This is a genomic window from Halorubrum ezzemoulense DSM 17463, assembly GCF_002114285.1.
GTDB classification, from domain to species: Archaea; Halobacteriota; Halobacteria; order Halobacteriales; family Haloferacaceae; genus Halorubrum; species Halorubrum ezzemoulense.
This window is the reverse complement of the sequence record NZ_NEDJ01000006.1, coordinates 64,979-82,920: the sequence shown is the minus strand read 5'-3', so window position 1 is coordinate 82,920 and position 17,942 is coordinate 64,979. Positions and strand designations below refer to the sequence as shown.

Here is a 17,942-nt window from a genome sequence, read left to right as displayed (position 1 = left end):
AAAAAAAAAACTTACAGCCTGACGCCGCCGATATCCGGATCGTAGACGCCGGGCTCGACGGTGACAACGTGTCCCGGACGCAGTTCGCCCGCGCCCGACAGCGACGGCCTCTCGTGGAGGCTCACGCCCACGCCGTGGCCGGTGCCGTGGGTGAAGCCGGCCTCGCCCTCCCCGGCGTTCGGGTCGAAGCCGTAGGCGGCGAGTTCCGCCGCCGCCTCGCCGTGAACGGTCTTCGCCGGGACGCCCGGCTCGACCTCGTCGAGCGCGGCCTCGCGCGCGGCCTCGACCGCGACGTACGCCCGCCGCTCCCAGCCGCCGTCGCCGTCGACGACGAACGTCCGGGTCGCGTCGCCGTAGTACCCGTCGGGACCGCGGGGCGAGACGTCGAGCAGTACGATCTCGCCCGGCCGGACCGGGTCGTCGCCGACGTAGTGAAGGTCGGCCGCCGAGGGACCGGCGCCGATCACGGTGTTGCCCGCGTCGCGGACGCCGCGCGCGGCGAGGGCCGCGTTCACCTCGCGGCGGAGTCGCTCCGTCGTCAGCGGCTCCCCGTCCCACCGGAGCGGGGGTCGGCGGTCGTCGTCGGCCCGCCCGGCCGCCGTCTCCTCGCTCCCCTCGTCGACGGCCTCGCAGTCGGCGAGGACGGCCTCGGCGCGGGCGATCCCGGCCACCGTTGCGCGCTGGACGCGCCGGATGCGGTCCCGCTCCGCCGGCGTCTTTCGCGCCCTGGCGGTAGCGACCGCCTCCGTCGACGCCGGCTCGAACCCCGCCCGTTCGAGGTACACCGCAGCGTCGTGCGGAATCGACGCGGGCGTCAGGCTTCCTTCCCCGTCGCCGCTCGCTCCGCCCGCGAGATCCGCGGCGGCCGCGGCCGCGCGCTCGCCGGCGTGGTCGCCGACGCGCTCCGTCCGGACCTCGCGGGCGACCCCGTCGTGGAAGCCGACCTCGTCGTCGGTCGGCCCACCGCTCCCCGATTCGTGGGACGCCCGCGCGCTCGCGACGAACTCGCGTTCGGCCTGCTCGCCGAACAGGGCGGGCGCACAGAGGACGGCGCGGCCGACGGTGTCGGCGGTCGCTTCGCCCGTCGGGACGACGACCAGCGCGGAGGGCCTGTCCGGGCCGGCGAAGCGGGAGAGGTAGCGCAGGTCGCCGTCGAAGCGGTCGCCGACGGCGACGAACGCGGCCGCGTCGGCGTCGCGGACCGCCTCGACGATCGGTCGGAGGTCGGTCCGGAGCGGGCGGGGATTTTTTTCGCGGTCGGTGGCGGTCGCGTCGTCCTCGCTCACGGCTCGGGCTCTGGCACCGCCAGCTCCGCCTGGACCTCCTCGACGAGTTCCTGGGCCGGCTCCTCCCGGAGCTCGTTGAACAACAGGACGCTGATCGGCAGCGTCGGCGCACCGCTGATGAGGCTCTCCATGATCACGAGCCGCTCGCGGGCGCGGGACATTCCGACGTAGAAGACGCGGCGCTCGTTGTCGGTGAGGACGGGCACGGGACTCGTCGACTTCGTGAACTCCTCGACGCCGTCGACGTCGGTCGGGTCGTCGATGGAGGCCGCCATCTGCTCGACGACCTTCTCCGTGAGGTCGGTAGCGACGAACACGTGGTCGGCCTCGCGGCCCTTCGCCGAGTGGATTGTGCCGACGCGGACGCGGGTCGGGTCAGTGCCCTGGTACTCGCCCTCGAAGTACGCGCCCATCGACTTGCGCTGGAAGCTCGTTACCTTCCGGACCATGTCGTCGGCGCTGGCGGTGTCGGGCATGAACGGGATGTACTCGTCGAGCGTGTCGGCCGCGATGTCGATGTCGGCGACATCGTCGGAGTCGGCCGCCTCCTCGCGGTCGTCGAGGAAGTCGTAGAACTCCTCGCGGTCGTGGGTCCCGAACGCCGACTCCTGGAGCATGTCCGCCAGCCGCCGCGCCTCCAGCCCGGTGACCGGGTCGCCGGCCTCGGCCTTCTCGATCGCGCTGACGTAGTCCTGGACGCGGTCGGTCCACATCCGCCCGTCGGTGAGCATCGTGAACGGGATGCCGTGGTCGATGAACTCGTCGATGAAGTCGAACATCTGGTACCGGGCGCGGAACAGGCACATCACGTCGCCCTCGTCGTCCTCGACGGTGTACCGGACGTTCCGGACGAGCTCGATCATCGACGGCGACTCGATCGCCTCGACGGAACCGCCCTCCGTGCGCGGGTGGAGGTCCTTCTCCTGCCGCTTGTCGATGTGGCGGATCTCGGCGTTGACGACGTTGAGGATCTCCGAGGGGAGCCGGTAGGAGTTCGGGAGGACCACGTCCTCGTCGACGTCGGTGTCGAGGAGGAGGTCGGGGTCGGCCCCCTGCCACGCGTAGACGACCTGGTCGTCGTCGCCGGCGATGAGCACCTTCTCCATGTGCGGGCGCCACTCCTCGAAGACGTTGTACTGGAGCGTCGTGATGTCTTGGAACTCGTCGATGATCAGGTAGTCGACGCTGGGGACGAGCGAGCGCTGCGCGACCCGTTCGAGCATGTCCGCGAAGCCGACGAGGTCGTTTTCCCCCTTGTACGTCCGCCACGCCCGGATCGTCTCGGGGATGTCGATCCGGTCGTCGTCGGAGGGCCACGTCGGCGTGTACTTGTTCCCCTGCTGGGCGTTGGGGTCCTCCTCGGGCGGGAGCCGGACCTCCTCGACATTCCACTGGAAGGGCACGTCGTACCAGTCGGCCACGTCGCGCTCGGTGCGCTGGAGCCACTGCGAGGTGGCGATGATCTTGTTGCCGATGGTCGTCGACCGCGCGGTCCGGCGACCGGCGCCGCCGTGCTGGTCCTCGAACTCGATGCCGTACTCCTCGCAGAACGCCTCCTTGTCGTCCTCGCCCACCACGTCGCCTCGCGAGAGGTCGAGCAGCTCGTACGCCTTCGCGTGCATCGTGCTCACGTTCCCTTGGAGGCTGCGCGGGGAGATGTCGAGCCGCTCGGCGAGCCGTTCGCGGATCTCGGCGGCGGCCGCGCGCGTGTACGAGACGACGAGCACGTCGCGCACGTCGGCGCCCTCCTCGTCGAGGATCTCCTCGACGCGGTCGAGGAGCGCGGTCGTCTTCCCGCTCCCGGGCCCCCCGAACAGCCGCGTCACCGTGGTGTCAGTCATTATTACCTCCAGATTCCGGTTCTCCTTAAACGCCGTGGCTCGGTTGCCCTCGATGCGCGCGCCGGACCGCGGCGGCAGAGCGTCGCGTCATCGTCCGGTCGGTCCGTCAGCCGCTCCGCGTCGCGCGCGCTTCCCGCACGTCGGCGCCGTCGCGGACCAGGTCCTCGCAGGCCGGACAGACGCGGGGCCGATCGACCTCGTTCGGGGTGAACACCCGAACGTAATCTGTCGTGACGAAGGAACCGCAGTTCTGACAGGTCGGCATGATAGTCACTATCGAGTAATTCCACATAATACTACCGGGGGGTATGACGGAAAGAAAATTCGCGGAACGCGGCGCGCGTCAGTTCGGCCGCCAGTCGCAGACCGAACACGTCGCGGTTCCTTCCTCGTGGAGCGCACCGCACTCGGGACACTGGAGCTTGTTATAGGATCGCTCCCAGCCTACGATCTCCGTCTCGTGGCCGCGGTCGGAGAGGAACTCGTCGAACACGTCGTCGTCCGAGCTGGGTGCACTACTAGACATGCGTGTCATCGTATGCCACACCAATATATATGTCTTTCTGCCGTTCTCGTCGCTGCGAATTACGCGGACAATCGATCAACAAGAGATACAAAAAGAGTCGAAACCAAACATCAGGGCAGACCGAACGCCGCGGGCGGAAGCGTAGCGTCGCTCACCACGGCTCGTTTTTGACTCCGAGCGCGTACGCGCCGACGTTCGTGACGACGTGGAGGACCGGAGTCATCACGAGGACGACGGCGAGGACGCCCGGTGTGAACGCAGCGAGCGCCCAGTCGGTGTCGACGAGGAAGACGAGCCCCAGCGCGCCGACGACGAAGTCCAGCTGGTCCAGACCGGGGAACGCGGCGCCGCGCTCGCGGCCCGAGCGACGCTTGAGGAACGAGGCGCCGATGTCGCCGCACATCGCGCCGAAGGCGAGCGCGAACGCCGCCGGGAGCGCGAACGTCGGCAGGTCGCTCCCGAGCGCCGCGCTCGCTGGGGCGGCGAGCGCGTTGAGCGCGAGCGCGAGCAGGACGCCGACGAGAGTGCCGACCGCGGTGCCGCGCCATGTCTTCCCGTCGCCGAGCAGCCGCGCCCCGCGCCACTCGCGGCCGCCGTCGATGGGGCGTCCGCCGCCGGCCAACACCGCGGCGTTGTTCGGGACGTACGCCGGGAGCATCGCCCAGAACGCGGTCGCGACGAGCGTACCGATCATGTCCCCACGGGCGGCGCGCGGCGTGTTATAAACCCCGGATCCGTCGCCGCCGGTCGCCGCACCGCACACGCGATTGCGGTCGTCGCCGCCGACTCGACAAAGGTAAAGTTCGCGCCGGCCGGAACGCTCAGTATGATCCCCCCAGTCGCTAGCCGGTTCGTCGCCGGCGAGAGCGTCCCGGCGGCCCTCGACCACGTCCGCGCCGCGAACGAGGACGGCGTCGCGGTCATTCTGAACCTGCTCGGCGAACACTACGACGACCCCGCGGACGCCCGCGCGGACACCGACGCCTACCTCGGGCTGCTCGACGACATCGCCGACAGCGGCCTCGACGCCTGCGTCTCGGTGAAGCCCTCGCAGATCGGGATGGACGTCTCGACCGACCTGTTCGAGGAGCACTACCGAGAGATCGTCGCTCGTGCCCACGAGGTCGACGCGTTCGTCTGGTGCGACATGGAGGACGCAGACACCACCGACGCCACCCTCGACGCCTTCGAGTCGATCGCCGCCGACTACCCGTGGAGCGTCGGGCAGTGCGTCCAGTCGAACCTCAGGCGCACCGCGGACGACCTCGACCGCCTGATCGACGTTCCGGGGAAGCTCCGGCTCGTGAAGGGGGCCTACGACGAGCCGTCCTCGATCGCGTACACCGACAAGGCTCGCGTCGACGAGGCGTACCGCGACGACCTGACGACGCTGTTCGAGCGGCGCGACCGGGGGATCGCGGTCGGCAGTCACGACCCCGAGATGATCTCGCTCGCCGACCGGCTCGCCCGCGACCGCGGCGCCGACTACGAGGTCCAGATGCTCATGGGGGTCCGCGAGGACGCCCAGCGCGACCTCGCCGCGCAGGGGGTCGACGTCCACCGGTACGCGCCCTACGGCGACAAGTGGCTCTCGTACTTCTACCGCCGCGTCCGCGAGCGCAAGGAGAACCTGACGTTCGCGGCGCGGGCGGTGCTGGGGCAGTAGTCGACGCGACGCCTCGCGACCTCGCCCGCGCCGCCGGCGCGTGGAAGCCCTCTTAAGGATTGCCGACACATACCGATCCGATAGATGTCCACGTGGAAACGCGACTTCGCCAGCGGGCTCATCGTGCTGGCGCCGCTCCTCGTCCTCCTGTTAGTCCTCCGCTGGATCTACCAGTACATCGCCTCGATCCCGCTCATCGAGGGGCTCCAGCCCGAGGTCATCCCGGCGCCGCTAGAGCCCGTCTCCCGCGTCGTCATCGCGTTCGCGGTGTTCGCGACCGTGGTGCTCGCGGTGGGGTACTTCATGCGGACGACGCTGGGTCGGCTGGCGGAGTCGGCGGTGGACGACGCGATCAACCGGATCCCGGCGCTCCGAGTCGTGTACAACGCCTCGAAGCTCGCGATCGAGACGGCGATCTCCGGCACCGACGAGCTACAGAGCCCGGTGTACATCGAGACGTGGCCCGGGATCCGGATGACCGCGTTCCGGACGGGGAAGAAGACCCGAGACGGAAAGATCGTCCTGTTCATGCCGACCGCCCCGAACATCACCACCGGCTTCGTTATCGAGGTCGAACCGGACCGGGTCGAGGAGACCGGCGAGACGGTCGAGGAGGGGATGACGCGGGTCCTCTCCGCCGGATTCGCCGAGTCCGCTCATCAGGTCCCCGTCCACGAGGAGGCGCCCACGGAGGGCGACGGTGACGGGACCCCGGGCGGCTTCGGACGCGTCCGGACGGACGGGACCCCGAGCGACGGCGAGGGGTCGGCGACCGACGGGAGCGGTTCGAGCGAGTAGCGGCTCGAGCGGCCGGCAGTTCGAGTGACTAGCGGCTCTTCGCGCGCGGCGATTTAAAAAGATCGAGAGAAAGCAGGCGAGGCGAGCTACAGGTAGGTGAACCACTCGTCGTGGTCGTCGGTCCGCCGCTCGACCAGGTCGAAGAACGCGTCCTGAAGCTCCTCGGTCACCGGGCCGCGGCTCCCCGAGCCGATCTCCGTGTCGTCGACCGAGCGGATCGGGGTGACCTCGGCCGCGGAGCCGGTGAAGAACAGCTCGTCGGCGGTGTACAGCTGTCCGCGGGAGATGACCGCCTCGTCGTGGACCTCGTAGCCGCGCTCCTCGGCGAGGGCGATCACGGTGTCGCGGGTGATCCCCTCGAGGATCGACTGTGCGGGGCCGGTGGTGTATATCTCGCCGTCGTTGACCATGAAGATGTTCTCGCCCGGTCCCTCCGCGACGTTCCCCTCCTTATTCAGGACGATGGCCTCGACGTAGCCGTTCCGGCGCGCCTCCTCGCCCGCCAGCATGGAGTTGACGTAGAGCCCGGTCGTCTTCACGTTCGTCGGCACCTGCGAGGAGGCGTGCTTCCGCCACGAGGAGACCATCACGTCGACCCCCTCCTCGAGGGCCTCCTCGCCGAGGTACGCCCCCCACGGCCACGCGGCGAGGACGAGGTCGGTCGGGCAGCCCTTCGGCGAGACGCCGAGCGAATCGTACCCGTAGTAGGCGATCGGTCGGACGTACGCGGAGTCGAGGTCCTGCCGATCGAGGAGTTCGAGGGTCGCCTCGGTGATCTCCTCGCGCGAGTGCTCGATGTCCATGTCGTACATTTTCGCCGAGTCGAACAGCCGGTCGAGGTGTTCCTCCCACCGGAAGATCGCCGGCCCCTGCTCGGTGTCGTAACAGCGGACGCCCTCGAACACGCCGCTCCCGTAGTGGAGCGCGTGGGTCAGAACGTGGGTCGTCGCGTCCTCCCAGTCGAGGAACTCCCCGTTCTTCCAGATCGTGTCGACGTCCATCTCGTCGAATCCCATACTCGGTAGTTGCGGCCGGCGGGCTTAAAACTGTGACAACCGGTCGGGGTTGTCGGGACGGACCGAGTTTCGATTCCTCTGACGGGACAACGACAACCACTTACAAAGCCCCAGCCGCTCGGCGAAACAGAGACGATCCCGACACGAACACCGCCAGAGCCCCAGCCGTGAGGGCGACGTACGCTCGCTGCGCGCTTCACTCGGTCGCTCACTGCGTTCACTCCTTCGTTCCAGTGCTTGCGTCGCCTACGTCGCCCTCACGGCTGCCCCTTTGAGTCCCACCCCGCACCGCTCCGTACAGCACCTCTCACCTCCCCAGCCTCGTCAGTCGCCCCCGCTTCGCTCCGGCGACTGACTCCCTCGCACGCGCTGACTCGCGGTCGCCGAGGGCGACCGCTCGCAGGCGCGCGCCGACAGTAGCGGCGGTCGATTATTTCAGCGCCTCGACGAGGGCCGCGCCCTCGACGTACGGGATGTCGCGGCGGGCCGCGTAGGCGGCGGCGTCCGCGGGCGAGAGCGCGTCGCCCGTCTCGTCGTCGAGCATCTCGCAGACCACGGCGGCGGGCGCGGCGCCCACCGCCTCGGCCATCGCGAGGCCGAGTTCGGTGTGACCGGTGCGCCCCGAGAGCCCGTCGCGGTCGCCGCGCAGGACGTGAACGTGACCCGGCGCGCGGAACTCCGCGGCGAAGTCCTCCGGGCCGTACCCGCCCGGGTCGCCGCGGACGCGGCCGGCCGCGTTCGCCACCTCGGCGATGGTCTTCGCGCGGTCCGCGTCGGTGATCCCGGTGAACGTCTCGCGGTGGTTCACGGGCAGCGAGAACGAGGAGCGGTCGTCGTAGTCCGGGTCGTCGTCGACCGCGGGGTGGTCGAGCGCGTCAGCGAGGAACGGCAGGTCGAACGCGTCGCCCACCGCGTCGCTCACGGCCACGCAGATCAGGCCGCCCGCGTCGTTGCGCATGTGCGCGACCGCGGCCTCGTCGACCGCGCCCGCGGGGTAGACGATGTCTGTCTCCCCCTCGCGGTCCGCGAAGTCGTGGACGCAGACGGGGTCGCCGGCGCGGAAGGCGTCAAGCGCGCGCTCGACCGCGTCGGCGTCGTCCGCGGGCTCGGTCCCCTCGGTGGCGTCGGCTGATTCAGCTCCGCCCGCGCTCGCCTCCGGGTCGGCGTCGACGTCGGCGCGCATCAGGCGACCTCCGTCTCGGCCGCGACCGATCCGGGCTCGTCGGCCCGGCTCGTCGGCTCGACGCGGACCTCCACCGCGTCGCCGTCGGCGAGGTCGAGCGCGTCGCGCAGCCGGTCCGGCGCGATCAGTTCGAGCTGGTCGTCGTCGTGGTGGGTCCGATCGGGGACGATGGCGTGGACCTCCTCGTAGCGCTCGTCGCCCGCGACGAGGGTGACCCCGTAGCAGGTGGCCGCGCCGTAGGTGCGCTCCTCGCTCTCCCACGCGTCGATGGGCACGGCGTCGATACCGGCCATCTCGCCGCGTCGGCGGACGCTCTCCTCGGTGAGGTCGACGTTGAGCGTGCCCGGGAACGGGTCGTAGCCGAGGCGCTCGCGGAACTGCTCGGCGTAGCCCGAGAGCGTGATGTAGTGGCGCCCCTCGCCCATCCCGCCGGTGACCGACCCACGGAGCGAGAGTCCGACGTCCGACTCGAACAGCCGGCGGTAGTCGGCGTACTCCGCGCGGAGCGCGGCTTCGCCCGCGTCCGTCACGCGGACCCACTGCCCGTCACTGACCACGTCGCGCTCGACGTAACCCGCGGATTCGAGGGTCTGGAGGCGCCGAGAGGCGGTCTGCGTTGAGGCGTCGAGCCGGTCACCGAGCGCCGCACACGACACCTTCGTCTCGGAGAGCCCGCCGACCAGCCCGACGTGCTTGAGGGCCGCGAGCGCGGCCGAGTCCACGTCGGTGTCCGCGTCGGTCGCCGTCGCGTCTGACATACCTTACAGTCGGTCGTCCGCGGGCAAAAGAGTAACGAATGTGGTACGCATCTCAAAAACGTTATGTGGTCGTAGAGCCGACCAAGAACCGTAGGATCAAACAGTTCGCCCGCTGGACATGTAACCCCGTCGGTGCCGGCCGGCTTCGCGATGTTTCGGTTCCTCGACCGAACCGATTCGGCCGCCGGATGCGAGCGACTCCCGCACGGGTCGTCGAAAGGTAAGGTACAAATACGAACGGCGATTGATTCGTCATGAGGGCTCGTAGATCAGTGGCAGATCGCTTCCTTCGCAAGGAAGAGGCCCGGGGTTCAAATCCCCGCGAGTCCATGTTTTCCGCCGCGAGCAAGGTCGCGAGCGGCGCAACCCGCGCAGCTCGCTCGGTCCCGTTCGTTGATCCTCACGAGACCCCTGTGAGCCCCCTCGACTCCCGTTTCGGTCGTTCCGACCCGGTTCGCACGCTGGATCTCTCCCGTTGGAAGCGATTAAATACCCTCGGCGAATCCGTCGGCGTATGAGCGTCTCTGAGATACTCGAGGGAACCAACCTCACGCACCGTCAGATGGGGGTAATCATGGTCGGGTGGATCCTGTTGGTCTCGGTGATCGCCGTCGGTCTGCTCCTGTACACGTCGACGCTATAACCGGCTTCCCGACCGGTCCGGCGGGCGCGGCCCGAGTGCGAGGCGCTTTCTGCGTCCCGTCAGACCTCTCGGAACAGCGTTCGTCGTCGTTGTCGTCGTCCGCCTTGGGACGCCGCCGACGCCCCGCACTCTCGGCAACCGCGGCGGGTACCCCCGGGGTTATGAACGGACCCGCCGAACCCGCGACTCACATGGACGCCGCCGAGCGACGGATAGTCGGATTCACCGCGGGATCGCACGGGCTCGTCCACACATACGAGCTGTCGATCCCCATCCTGTTGACGGTGTGGGTGGGTGAGTTCTCGACGACGGCGGCCGCGCTCGGCGTCGTCGTCACGCTCGGCTACGGGCTGTTCGGGGTCGGTGCGCTGCCGGGCGGTATCCTGGTCGACCGTTTCGGGTCGAAGCCGCTCATCCTCGCCTGCCTCGCCGGGATGGCGGGCTCGTTCCTCGCCGTGAGCCTCGCGCCGACGCTCCCCGTCCTCGCCGTGGCCGTCGCGATATGGGGACTCACTGCGAGCGTCTATCACCCCGCGGGGCTGTCGCTGCTCTCGACCTCGGTCGACCAGCGCGGGACCGCGCTCGGCTACCACGGGATCGGCGGGAACCTCGGGATCGCGCTCGGTCCGCTGGCGACCGCGCTGCTGCTCTTGGCGTTCGACTGGCGGCTCGTCACGGCCGCGCTCGCGCTCCCCGCGGTCGCCGTCGCCGCGTACGGCGTCACCGTCGACGTGGACGCGGCGCTCTCGTCCGCGGACCCCGAGCCGGGAGCGTCGGCCGCCGACGGGGGTCCGAACGGGGACTCGACCGGCGGCGCGAGCGGCGAGGTCTCGCTGTCGTCGGTCGCGACGGACACTCGGATCCTGATCGCCGGGGGGTTCCTGCTCGTGTTCGCGTTCGTCACGTTCAGCGGGCTCTACTACCGGACGTTCCTCACGTTTCTGCCGGACCTCCTCGGCGACGTGCTCGGCGGGCTCGTCGACCTCCAGTTGGTCGACCCGGAGAGCCCGTACGCCGATCAGTTCGACGCGGGACGGTACCTCTACGTGGCGGTCCTCACGGTCGGCGTGTTCGGCCAGTTCCTCGGCGGTCGGATCGCCGACCGCGTGCCGCCGGAGCGCGGGGTGATGGCGCTGATGGGTATTCTGTCCGCGCTCGCGCTGCTCTTCATCCCCGCGACGGGGACGATCGCCACGTTCGTCGCGGTGTCGCTCGCGCTCGGCGTCGCGCTGTTCACCGTCCAGCCGCTCTCGCAGGCGACGGTGGCGGCATACTCGCCCAGCGAGGCGCGCGGCATCTCGTTCGGCTACACGTACGTCGGGATCTTCGGGATCGGCGCGCTCGGGTCGACGCTGGCCGGAACGATACTCACCCGGGCCGGCCCGTCGGAGCTGTTCGTCGTGCTGGCGATCATCGCGGCGCTCGGCGCGGTGTCAGCGACGGCGGTGTCACGCTTTGCGACGCGACGGGCCTGATCCGGGGCGCCGCTGGTCAGTCCGCGCCCCCGTCGCGGTCGCCTTCGTCCTCGGCTGAGTCGTCGTCGCGCGCCCGTTCGCCGGAATCGTCGTGATCGTCCGCCCCGTGGCCGTTCGCTTCTCCTCCCCCGTCGTCCGCCTCGCCCTCCCCGTGGTCGCCCGCTTCTGCCGCTTCGTCGTCCGCCTCGTACTCCTCGTGATCGCCTCTTTCCCCTCCGTCGTCCGCATCTCCGTCGTGCTCTCCCTCCGACTGGACGTCGATCGTGACGGGCCCGCTGTCGGTCTCGGTCGCGTCCGGATCGGCCTCCGTCGTCTCGCGTCCGGCTTCGTCGTGCTCGAACGGCTCGTCCTCCGCCGACTCCATCTCGCTCAGTGCGTAGCCGACGGCGTAGCCCGTCGACCCGCCCAGCAGCGCGCCGATGCCGGCGCCGACGGGGCCGCCCCGAGCGCCGAGGACCGCCCCGGTGAAGCCGCCGACCGTCGCCGCGCGCTCCGCGTCGCGCTCGGGATCGCCGGTCGGTTCGAGCGGGTCCCCTTCGTGCCGGTCCGCGTTGTCGTGGTCGTGTGCGTCCATACCACGCTTTGCGGCCGCACAGGTCTATATCTCTCGCCGCTCAGGCGGTGTGTTTCGCTTCCTCTGAATCCTCGACGATCTCGACGCCGCGGTTGTTGACCGCGTAGGGGTCGAGCCCCTGTTCTTGGAGGAACTGCTTGTACAGCCGCTCTGCGGTCTCGCCGTCCTTTTGCTTGTCGCTGGCGTGGTCGCAGAGTTCGACGAGGGTCTCGGGCACGTCGTTCTCGTGGACTATCCAGTGGTTGATCGTGTCCGACAGGCGGCGGATCGGCGAGGTGAAGTGGCCGTAGATGTCGAAGTTGAGCGCGTGGTGGCCACCGAACGGGTCGTTCATGTACTTCGCGCGCGGCATCACCTTCAGCACGGCGCGCTGGATCTTGTTGAGCTGGCGCTCGGGCGACTCCTCCAAGGCGGCGTTGACCGCCTTCCGGGGGTCGTCGCCCCACGCCTCGCCCGGGATGGAGACGCCGTCGAGCTCCTGGATCTCTTTGAGCGCCTCGTTCCACTGGTCGGGGGTCGGCTGCGGGTGGACGCGGTACATCGCCTCGACGCCGCGGTCCCACATCAGCGTGTGCGTCACCGCCTTGTTCGCCTTCAGCATCGACTCCTCGATGATGGTGTGCGCGCGGTCGCGCCGGGGATTTAAGACGAGCGAGCCGTCCGCCTTGCGCTGCTCGTGCATGCGGTCGGCGAGCTCGAAGGCGAGCGCGTTCTCCTCGCCGAGGGGGAGCGAGGGGTCCTCCAGCCGGTTCTCGCACTCCTTGTAGGTGAGTCGCTCGTCGGAGTTGATGACGGACTTGTAGATGTCGATGTCCTCGAAGGATAGCGTCTCGTCGTCGATCTCCATCTCGACGGTGTGCGCGAGTCGGTCCTCGTTCGGGACGAGCGAGCAGACCGTCTCGGCCAGCACCGGCGGAAGCATGTGGATCGTGTAGTCGGGCAGGTAGACGGTGTTGGCGCGCTCGACCGCCTCCTCCCACATCGCGGTGTCCGGGGTGACGTAGTGGGTGACGTCGGCGATGTGGACCCACAGCCGGTAGGCGCCCTCCTCGCGTTTAATCGAAATCGCGTCGTCAAAGTCCTGCGCGTCGACCGGGTCCGTGGTCCACGTAGTGAGGTCACGGAGGTCCTCGCGCTCGTCGATCTCGGCCTCGATTTCCTCGTAGACGCCCTCGGTCCGCGCCTCCGCCTCGCGGAGGACCTCGCTCGGGAACTCGTCGCGGATCTCGAACTCCTCGAACAGTTCCTCGCGCTTCTCCGCGAGTCGGTCCGCGAGCTCCGGCGTGATCGTCACGGGGCCCTGGTCCTCGGCGGACCCGGGCTTCGGCTCGTCGTCTGACATACCTCCACCAACGCGGGTCCGTTAGAAAGGCCTGTCGGGCGGGCTGACGGGGACTCGATCCGGCGACGGGGCTACCGGTCTCGGTCGCGGTCGCGATCGGAGCGCCGCCTGTCCGACTGGCCGCGGTCCGAGCGCGCACCCGATCTGTCCTCGTCGGTGCGGTCACCGTCGCCGCTCGTCACCGCCTCGACGTAGCGGTCGAGGAACTCCTCGTCGGTGAGCCCGTCCGCCTCGATGGAGCGCAGTAGCGATTCGAGCCCGTCGCGGGGCTGGTGACAGATCTCGTCGTCGCAGTCGGCACAGAGGTACTCGAACTCCTTGTCGCGCCGGCTCCAGCGGTCGCCCTCCTTGTCGTACTCGCGGGCGTCCTCCCGCAGCACCGAGTCCCCGCACGCGATACAGACGACCGTTCGCCGGTCCCGACTTCCCCGGGAGCCCCACATACCGCGCATCTCGTTCCCGCCCCACTTAGCGTTTGGTGCGCGGCCGACGCGCGTTCGACGCGGGTGGGACTCGGGATGACCACCCGCGGCGAGTTCTCGCTGATCATCGCGACTGTCGCGGTCACCGGCGCGAACGCGGGGACGTTCGACCCGGCGCTCGCGGGGACGATCAACGCGTTCGCGGTCGGCTACGTCCTCGTGATGGCGGTGCTGGGCACGACGCTGATGAGCTACTCCGCGCCGTTCGAGTCGATCGCGACCGCGTGGCTGGACCGCGACGGAGCGGACGGCAGTGGGGTGAGTGGATAGGATTTCGGCGCAGCGGGCGTTTATTTATAAACAGTCGGCTCTGTTGAAACACTGTTCTTCAGATACGTTTTCGCCTGAAACAGCCGATCGCTGAAGAGTGCGAACGTATCGGCTATTCTCCGCTACGGCTGCGCTCGTGGACGTAGCTGAAAATCAGGCTGAGTGGGACGGCTATCCAGATCGTCCACACGACCACTGTCAAGACGGTAAGGGGGTACAGCTCGAAGAACGCTCCGAGGAACTCGGTGAGCGAGGTCGGCGGGTCGGCCCCCACGTACGGGTTCAAAACCTCGTAGCCGTACACCGGAGCCAGTAGCAACCACACGGCAGTCCCGGCGAGGTAGTTCCCGACGACCGTGACCAGCGCTGCGACGGCCCTGTAGTACGGGACACTTGACGACAGGAAGCGCCACGTGAGCGCCCCGACCACGAATCCCGTGGCGAGGTACACCGGGATCGCAGACAGAACCACCCCTGCGGAAGCCGCCGTACCCGAAACCAGCGTACTCACCGGAGCAAACACGATTCCACCGGCGAGGACACCGGCCGCCATACTGTAGCCAGCCCCCACGTCTTGTCGGTCTCCGAGCGGCAACCGTGACGGTCCGTATCGACCGTACAGCCGCACAACTCGGTCCAGCCTGGCTACCATGACACTTACCCCCTGATAAATCGTATCTGAACGTACTTCGTTCCGCCGGCTGGACAGTGGCTCGCTGTCCATCTCCTTATCTGGGGCAGCCTCGACTCCGGGATAGACCAGATACACAGGTAGAACAGTCTACTCGCCGAATAATCGAAGACAGCTCAGTCGACATATTTCGACTCTGTACTTGGCGAAACCGGGTGAGTACATGTTATTTGTCGAGGATTTCAACAGAGCCAAATAGCCGATTTCAAACCGGTGGCGAACACCTCCAAAGCCCCAGCCGCTTAGTTATAAACAGTCGATTGCTGATCGACCGATGAAACTGCCAAAGTCCCCGTCGCTCGTTTATAAATAACTGACTGTGGATCGACAGCAAACACTTCTAAAGCCCCGGTCGTGAGGGCGGCGTACGCTCGCTGCGCTCCTCACTCGGTCGCTCACTTCGTTCGCTCCCTCGTTTCGGTGCTTACGTCGTCTACGCCGCCCTCACAACTGCCCCTTTGAGTCCCAGCCCGACCGCAACCGCCCCGCACCTCACGCCGCCCCAGCCTCGTCGGCCTCCCTCTGGTCGGCCGACTCCCTCGCGCGTGCTGGCTCGCGGCCTATCGGCCGCTCGCAGGCGCGCGCCGACCGCCAATTTATAGGCGTCCCTCCTCGTCTCAGCTGCTGTTTATAAATAGGTCCGGCGCGCTCGACGCCTACTCGGTCGCGACCGGGCCGCGGCCGACGACGTCCTCGACCGCCTGGACGAAGTCGCTCCGGCTCTCGAAGAGGGGGACCTCGCTCTCCGCGAGCACCTCGTCGAGTTCTCGGGGGCCGTCCGGCGTCCGGAGTTCGGCGTCGCCCTCCTGTTCGCGGACGTCGCTGCGCGTCGCGGGCCAGGTGAGCCGCGACGCCACGCGGGCGACCGGCTCGCCGGCCACGTCCGGCCCGTCGCCGAGTTCGACGGCCGGCTCCGCTTCCGCCTCCTCGTCTTCGTCCGCATCGGTGTCGCTCATGCCCCGCGGTTCCGCTCGGGCGACACTAATGGTTTCGATGCCGCTCGGGCCGCGCGGGGACGGTCCGCGCGTTCGGTCCGCCGGGTGAAATACACCGAAATAATTCGGTGATACTGTTATGTTATCCGGCCGTAATTTCCGGTTGGGGGAATAGCACACGACTCCCGAATCTGCGATTCGACGCTCGCAGCGCCTGTCGCTGCGCTTTTCCGACGCGTTCTCCCTGACGACGAGGTGTTCCGCCGCCGGCAGCCGGGACACCCTCGCCCGTCACTCCCAGCCGCGGTCGGTCCGGTTCAACCGCTCGCAGCCGTCCTCGGTGACGACCACGAGGTCCTCGATCCGGCAGCCGAACCGTCCGTCGAGATAGATCCCGGGCTCGACGGAACACACCATTCCCGGCTCCAACTGGCGGTCGTTTCCGGCGACGAGGTACGGCTCCTCGTGGACGTCCAAGCCCACACCGTGGCCCGTCCGGTGGACGAACGCGTCGCCGTACCCGGCCGCCTCGATCACCCCCCGCGCCGCGCGGTCGACGGCGGACGCGGGGACGCCGGGCACGACCGCCTCGACCGCGGCCGCCTGCGCCTCGCGCACGACCTCGTGGACCCCCGCGTACGCCTCGTCTGGCTCCTCGCCGAAGACGAGGGTCCGCGTCTGGTCGGACGGGTAGCCGTCGACGCGCGTCCCGAAGTCGAGGACGACCGGCCCGCCCGCGCCTATCTCCCGGTCGCCGTGGCCGTGGTGGGGTTTCGCGCCGTTCTCGCCCGCCGCGACGACCGTCTCGAAGCTGACGCCGCGGCCCCCGCGCTCGGCGAGTCGGTCCGCGCTCCACTCGGCGAGCGCGGCCTCCGTCATGCCCACCGCGCCCGGGCCCAGTTCCCGGAGGTCGCCGACGACCGCGTCCGCGACCCCCGCGGCCTTCCGCAGCGCCGCCACCTCGGCCTCGTCCTTCCGAACCCGGAGGTCGGCGAGCGCCTCGCTCGCGAGCCCCCACGTCGCGTCGGGGGCCGCCGCCCGGAGGTCCTGCGAGAACCGCGCCCACATGGTGTCGTCGACGAGGAGCCGCCCGCCGTCGAGCCCCCGGTCCGCGAGCAGCTCGCGCGTCGCCGCGACCGGGTCCTCGCCGTCGGCCCACGTCCGGACCTCACTGACGGTCGTCGCCTCGCGGACCTGCGTCTCGTACAGCGCCGGCACGAGCAGCGCCGGCTCCGGGTCGGCGGCGCCCGCCGCCGGCACGACGAGGAAGAAGTGTCGCTCGCCCGGCTCCTCGGCGAAGCCGGTGAGGTATTCGAGGTTGCGGCTCGGGAACGCGACCAGTCCGGCCGCGTCGACCGCGTCCAACCGGCGCGCGGTCCGCCCGCGTCGTCGCTCGTGCGGGCGGGTCGACCTCTCCGCTCCCGCCCCGCCCGCGTGTGCGTCGTCGGTCACGCGCCGACGTTCGGACTCGGTATATAAGTAGGGTGGCGTTGACGGGGCAGCAAGCGGCGCATAACTACTGGTGAGCGGTTGTTACGTAATACCATGTCGACCGAGAACGCGGCGACGTTCGACTGCCCCGAGTGCGACGTGAGCGCGCCCTCGACGTCGGTCCCGTACGACTCGCTCGGCTACGTCGTCTGCCCGGTGTGCGGCTACGCGGCCACGCCGGAGCGGTCGTCGAGCGCGGACCGCTCGCCGAGCGCGGGCGACTGACTCGCGGGGACACAGGCTTCCAAGTCGGGACGCATCCGCGCCACCGCCCCGGAACCGCACCGCTTTCGCCGCGGGGCGCGTCGGGTCCGATATGGGCTGGTCGCTGGAGCGCGACGACGGCACGGTCACCGAGTGGGCGCGATCGGACGGGTACGCGACCGTCAGGCTCCGGGAACGAACCGACGGGGAGTTCGTCGTCCGCCTCGACGTGATGGAGCAGGCGGCCGACGACTCCGCCTACGAGCGGGAGCGGTTCGACGACCGCGATGCCGCCGAGGAGCGCGCGGTGGCGTGGCGCGACGCCCGCGATCCCGACGCCTGACGCTGGCCGCTCCGACAACCGAGCGCGGTTCGCCTGCTCTCCAACTTACTCGATGTCGACTTCCTCGTCGAGAAACACCTGACACTCGACGGTCCGGCCCTCGGGGTCCTCGGCGAAACACTGGTAGATGTCGTACGTCTCGTTCTCACGCGGCGGCGTCACGACCGCGTCGCCGAGCCGCTCGCTCGCGGCGTCGACCGCGTCACGGTCCGGGTAGACGAACGTGAGGATGCCGCAGTCGTCGACCTCGTCGCGCTCGCAGAACCCGAACAGGAAGCCGCCGAACGCCAGGATCGTACAGTCGGGCTGTTCGACCCGCACCGTCGCGCCCAGTCGCTCGCGGTAGAACTCGACGACCGCCTCGCGCCGCTCCGTCGCGTGGAAGACGATTCCGGTCACGTCGGCCCGCTCGCGCGGC

At 69.1% G+C, this 17,942-nt stretch carries 21 protein-coding genes, 1 tRNA gene and 1 pseudogene; 8 read left to right on the top strand and 15 right to left on the bottom strand.

The features are described from left to right. Positions 1-11 precede the first annotated feature (11 nt). From B9H04_RS03430 to B9H04_RS03415, 5 genes are all read right to left on the bottom strand, one after another. The gene (locus B9H04_RS03430; protein ID WP_085682454.1) at positions 12-1,286 is read right to left on the bottom strand and encodes a M24 family metallopeptidase; all 1,275 of its coding nucleotides are present in this window, start codon (positions 1,284-1,286) and stop codon (positions 12-14) included. Continuing rightward, a complete protein-coding gene (locus B9H04_RS03425; protein ID WP_049931748.1) occupies positions 1,283-3,127 on the bottom strand; it encodes a UvrD-helicase domain-containing protein in 1,845 nt (614 codons plus the stop codon). Before B9H04_RS03425 ends, B9H04_RS03430 begins: the two co-directional genes overlap by 4 nt. A 106-nt stretch (positions 3,128-3,233) precedes the next feature. Beyond that, positions 3,234-3,392: a DUF7563 family protein gene (locus tag B9H04_RS18540; protein WP_006111597.1), complete on the bottom strand. Its 159-nt coding sequence runs from the start codon at positions 3,390-3,392 to the stop codon at positions 3,234-3,236. Positions 3,393-3,470: 78 nt separating this feature from the next. Further along, positions 3,471-3,653 (bottom strand): HVO_0416 family zinc finger protein, encoded by a 183-nt coding sequence (locus B9H04_RS03420; protein ID WP_049931749.1) that lies wholly within the window; start codon positions 3,651-3,653, stop codon positions 3,471-3,473. A 151-nt stretch (positions 3,654-3,804) separates the two neighbouring features. Continuing rightward, on the bottom strand, positions 3,805-4,347 hold the full coding sequence (locus tag B9H04_RS03415) for a CDP-2,3-bis-(O-geranylgeranyl)-sn-glycerol synthase (RefSeq protein ID WP_049931752.1): 543 nt from the start codon (positions 4,345-4,347) through the stop codon (positions 3,805-3,807). Positions 4,348-4,479: 132 nt separating this feature from the next. On the opposite strand from B9H04_RS03415, the gene B9H04_RS03410 reads away from it, so the two are divergent. Together B9H04_RS03410 and B9H04_RS03405 are read left to right on the top strand one after the other, a co-directional pair. Continuing rightward, positions 4,480-5,319, top strand: a complete 840-nt coding sequence (locus tag B9H04_RS03410; RefSeq protein WP_049931754.1) for a proline dehydrogenase family protein — start codon at positions 4,480-4,482, stop codon at positions 5,317-5,319. An 84-nt stretch (positions 5,320-5,403) separates the two neighbouring features. After that, complete coding sequence (locus B9H04_RS03405) at positions 5,404-6,117, top strand: DUF502 domain-containing protein (protein ID WP_049931755.1); 714 nt, start codon at positions 5,404-5,406, stop codon at positions 6,115-6,117. Positions 6,118-6,203: 86 nt separating this feature from the next. Here the strand turns inward: B9H04_RS03405 and B9H04_RS03400 are convergent, their stop codons facing one another. From B9H04_RS03400 to B9H04_RS03390, 3 genes are all read right to left on the bottom strand, one after another. Then, entirely contained in the window at positions 6,204-7,133 is a 930-nt protein-coding gene (locus B9H04_RS03400) for a branched-chain amino acid transaminase (protein WP_049931757.1), read from the bottom strand. A gap of 430 nt (positions 7,134-7,563) precedes the next feature. Further along, on the bottom strand, positions 7,564-8,316 hold the full coding sequence (gene ribB, locus B9H04_RS03395; RefSeq protein ID WP_049931758.1) for a 3,4-dihydroxy-2-butanone-4-phosphate synthase: 753 nt from the start codon (positions 8,314-8,316) through the stop codon (positions 7,564-7,566). Beyond that, on the bottom strand, positions 8,316-9,074 hold the full coding sequence (locus B9H04_RS03390) for a DUF120 domain-containing protein (RefSeq protein WP_049931759.1): 759 nt from the start codon (positions 9,072-9,074) through the stop codon (positions 8,316-8,318). Before B9H04_RS03390 ends, ribB begins: the two co-directional genes overlap by 1 nt. A gap of 258 nt (positions 9,075-9,332) precedes the next feature. Between B9H04_RS03390 and B9H04_RS03385 the strand changes: the two genes are divergently transcribed. The 3 genes from B9H04_RS03385 to B9H04_RS03380 all read left to right on the top strand — a co-directional run bounded on the left by B9H04_RS03385 (position 9,333) and on the right by B9H04_RS03380 (position 11,192). Continuing rightward, positions 9,333-9,404: transfer RNA gene (locus tag B9H04_RS03385), tRNA-Ala, on the top strand. Positions 9,405-9,588: 184 nt separating this feature from the next. Further along, on the top strand, positions 9,589-9,717 hold the full coding sequence (locus tag B9H04_RS19405) for a hypothetical protein (RefSeq protein WP_255375966.1): 129 nt from the start codon (positions 9,589-9,591) through the stop codon (positions 9,715-9,717). Between the two features lie 191 nt (positions 9,718-9,908). Continuing rightward, entirely contained in the window at positions 9,909-11,192 is a 1,284-nt protein-coding gene (locus B9H04_RS03380) for an MFS transporter (RefSeq protein WP_049931761.1), read from the top strand. A 16-nt stretch (positions 11,193-11,208) separates the two neighbouring features. Here the strand turns inward: B9H04_RS03380 and B9H04_RS03375 are convergent, their stop codons facing one another. The 3 genes from B9H04_RS03375 to B9H04_RS03365 all read right to left on the bottom strand — a co-directional run bounded on the left by B9H04_RS03375 (position 11,209) and on the right by B9H04_RS03365 (position 13,551). Then, complete coding sequence (locus tag B9H04_RS03375; RefSeq protein ID WP_049931762.1) at positions 11,209-11,766, bottom strand: hypothetical protein; 558 nt, start codon at positions 11,764-11,766, stop codon at positions 11,209-11,211. A gap of 40 nt (positions 11,767-11,806) precedes the next feature. Beyond that, entirely contained in the window at positions 11,807-13,108 is a 1,302-nt protein-coding gene (locus B9H04_RS03370; protein ID WP_049931763.1) for an RNB domain-containing ribonuclease, read from the bottom strand. A 71-nt stretch (positions 13,109-13,179) separates the two neighbouring features. After that, positions 13,180-13,551, bottom strand: coding sequence for a DUF7562 family protein (locus B9H04_RS03365; RefSeq protein WP_049931765.1), 372 nt, complete (start codon positions 13,549-13,551; stop codon positions 13,180-13,182). A gap of 51 nt (positions 13,552-13,602) precedes the next feature. On the opposite strand from B9H04_RS03365, the pseudogene B9H04_RS03360 reads away from it, so the two are divergent. Beyond that, positions 13,603-13,860 (top strand): annotated as a pseudogene (locus B9H04_RS03360) (cation:proton antiporter); the annotation flags it as partial. Positions 13,861-13,972: 112 nt separating this feature from the next. Here the strand turns inward: B9H04_RS03360 and B9H04_RS03355 are convergent. The 3 genes from B9H04_RS03355 to B9H04_RS03345 form a co-directional block, all read right to left on the bottom strand. Then, positions 13,973-14,431 carry a hypothetical protein gene (locus tag B9H04_RS03355; protein WP_233125214.1) on the bottom strand — a complete coding sequence of 153 codons (459 nt, stop codon included), beginning with the start codon at positions 14,429-14,431 and terminating at the stop codon, positions 13,973-13,975. A 776-nt stretch (positions 14,432-15,207) separates the two neighbouring features. Next, complete coding sequence (locus tag B9H04_RS03350; RefSeq protein ID WP_049931770.1) at positions 15,208-15,507, bottom strand: DUF5789 family protein; 300 nt, start codon at positions 15,505-15,507, stop codon at positions 15,208-15,210. Between the two features lie 270 nt (positions 15,508-15,777). Then, the gene (locus B9H04_RS03345) at positions 15,778-16,938 is read right to left on the bottom strand and encodes an aminopeptidase P family protein (protein ID WP_085682453.1); all 1,161 of its coding nucleotides are present in this window, start codon (positions 16,936-16,938) and stop codon (positions 15,778-15,780) included. A gap of 93 nt (positions 16,939-17,031) precedes the next feature. Here B9H04_RS03345 and B9H04_RS18535 point away from each other — a divergent pair, with 93 nt between their 5' ends. Continuing rightward, positions 17,032-17,202, top strand: coding sequence for a hypothetical protein (locus tag B9H04_RS18535; RefSeq protein WP_167373102.1), 171 nt, complete (start codon positions 17,032-17,034; stop codon positions 17,200-17,202). A 91-nt stretch (positions 17,203-17,293) separates the two neighbouring features. After that, the gene (locus B9H04_RS03340) at positions 17,294-17,524 is read left to right on the top strand and encodes a DUF7543 family protein (RefSeq protein WP_085682452.1); all 231 of its coding nucleotides are present in this window, start codon (positions 17,294-17,296) and stop codon (positions 17,522-17,524) included. A 45-nt stretch (positions 17,525-17,569) separates the two neighbouring features. Here the strand turns inward: B9H04_RS03340 and B9H04_RS03335 are convergent, their stop codons facing one another. Next, a complete protein-coding gene (locus B9H04_RS03335) occupies positions 17,570-17,923 on the bottom strand; it encodes a VOC family protein (RefSeq protein WP_049931776.1) in 354 nt (117 codons plus the stop codon). Positions 17,924-17,942 lie beyond the last annotated feature (19 nt).